Below are 1,502 nucleotides of genomic sequence, written 5' to 3'. Positions count from 1 at the left end.
GGGTCCAGCCTGTGTGGAAACGTGTTCATCGGCTAAGCTGATGCGGATCAGCGGAGGTCGCGATGAAGCGTTTCGTTGAAGGGGAAGACCGCCGGCAGGCCACCCTGCTTCCTGATTGCCTGGACGACTACGTGGCACCCGACAATCCGGTGCGCATCATCGAGGCCTTCGTGGACGAACTGGATCTGGCGGCCCTCGGCTTTGCCGGGATGGTGCCGGAGGCGACGGGCCGGCCAGCTTACCATCCCGCCACCCTGCTCAAGATCTACATCTACGGCTATCTCAACCGCGTCCCGTCCAGCCGCCGCCTGGAACGCGAGACCCAGCGCAACCTCGAGCTGATCTGGCTGACCGGCCGCCTGATGCCGGACTTCAAGACCATTGCCGACTTTCGCCGCGACAATGGACCAGCCATCCGCGCAGCGTGTGCGCAGTTCATCATGCTGTGCCGCAAGCTCAACCTGTTCACCCGGGCAGGCGTTGCTCTCGATGGCTCCAAGTTCAAAGCCGTCAACAACCGCGACAAGAACTTCACCGTCGCCAAGGTGGCCAAGCGCATCGAGCAGGTCGAGGCCGGCATCGCCCGCTACCTGGCCGCGCTGGATCACGCCGACCGGCAGGGTGGCGCGGAGACCGAGGCCAGGACAACCCGCCTCAAGCAGAAGATCGCGGGCCTGCGCCGGGCGATGCAGTCTCTGAAGGAGATGGAGCAGCAGGTGGCGGCCGCGCCCGACCAGCAGATCTCTCTGACGGATCCGGACGCACGCTCCATGGCCACCAGCGGCAAAGGCACCGGGGTCGTGGGTTACAACGTGCAGATGGCGGTGGAGGCCGAGCATCACCTGATCGTGGCGCACGAGGTGACCAATGTCGGCAACGACCGCACCCAACTGCTGGCGATGGGGCAGCAAGCCCGGGATGTCATGACCTGTGATGAACTCACTGTGCTGGCGGATCGCGGCTACTACAACGGTGACGAGGTGCTGGCCTGTGAGGGCAGTGGTGTTCTGCCTTACGTTCCCAAGACCCAGACCTCCGGCAACAGCAAACGAGGCCTCTTCACGGGACAGGACTTCATCTACGACGCCGAGCATGACCGCTACACCTGCCCGGCGGGTCAGCACCTGACGAAGGGCAAGGTGCGTTCAGATCGCAGGGACAATATTGACCACTACCGCAACCTGACCGCGTGTTCGACCTGTGCCCTCAAGTCCCGCTGCACGCCGGACAACCACAAGCGGGTGAAGCGCTGGGAGCATGAGGACGTGCTCGACCGGATGCAGGATCGGCTCGAGCGGATGCCCGAGGCCATGCTCATTCGCCGGCAGACGGTGGAGCATCCGTTTGGGACCATCAAGGCCTGGATGGGCAGCACGCACTTCCTGATGAAGAGCCTGGAGAAGGTCAGAACCGAGATGAGCCTGCACGTGCTGGCCTACAATCTGAAGCGGATGATCAACATCCTGGGTGTCGGGCCTTTGCTGAAGGCTCTGGCAGCCTGA

Annotated in this window: 1 protein-coding gene; it reads left to right on the top strand. The window is 63.4% G+C overall.

The window, feature by feature from the left end; all coding sequences use genetic code 11:
• Positions 1-62: 62 nt before the first annotated feature.
• Positions 63-1,502, top strand: coding sequence for an IS1182 family transposase (locus tag ILT44_RS30330; RefSeq protein ID WP_204243325.1), 1,440 nt, complete (start codon positions 63-65; stop codon positions 1,500-1,502).

Source organism: Microvirga arvi (genome assembly GCF_016892765.1).
In the GTDB taxonomy this organism is placed as follows: domain Bacteria; phylum Pseudomonadota; class Alphaproteobacteria; order Rhizobiales; family Beijerinckiaceae; genus Microvirga; species Microvirga arvi.
Note: the sequence above shows the minus strand (reverse complement) of the source record. Positions and strands in the feature narration are given on the sequence as shown.

Coding starts and splice junctions, on each gene's coding strand:
- ILT44_RS30330 (WP_204243325.1), top strand. CDS start 63: ATGAAGCGTTTCGTTGAAGGGGAAGACCGCCGGCAGGCCACCCTGCTT.